The following is a 567-nucleotide window of genomic DNA, read 5'->3' as shown; positions in this document are numbered from 1 at the left end:
ATACAGGCCCTAACACATAGCTCACATGAGCAAAAACTTGAGATTTGGACAGACTCCAGCTACGTCCAAAAAGGCATCACCGAATGGATTGAAGGCTGGAAGAAAAAAGGCTGGAAAACAGCCAGTAAAAAGCCCGTCGCCAATCAAGACCTTTGGCAACAATTGGATAAGCTATGTCAACAGCGTGATGTTGATTGGCATTGGGTTAAGGGTCACGCTGGACATGCCGGTAATGAAAAAGCAGATGAACTGGCAAACTTAGGGGTTACGTCAAACAGTGGTCACTCTTCTATAATAAAAGCACCTGTAACACAAAAACCTGTGATAAAAGAATCAGACGCACCTAAAAAAAAAGACCGCATAGCGACTGATAAAAAACCTGTCACCAATGATGATTGGCTAAAGTTCGACCCATTGGGTCTAGATATGGTAGATGACGAGTTTGACGAAGATGTGTCAGAAGATGAGTTACTAATCAATGACAGTCACCATAGCCATGAAGAACGTATGATGAATGATGATGTCATGGTAGAGACTGCCCACTATCAAGACAACGCACCCAACACG

1 protein-coding gene is annotated in these 567 nt (G+C 43.2%); it reads left to right on the top strand.

Annotated features, from left to right (window positions below):
• On the top strand, nucleotides 1-567 hold a 567-nt coding region (locus tag ACS8FC_RS19715), incomplete at both ends, for a ribonuclease H family protein (RefSeq protein WP_439298033.1).

Source organism: Psychrobacter sp. 1Y4 (assembly GCF_051847555.1).
Note: the sequence above shows the minus strand (reverse complement) of the source record. Positions and strands in the feature narration are given on the sequence as shown.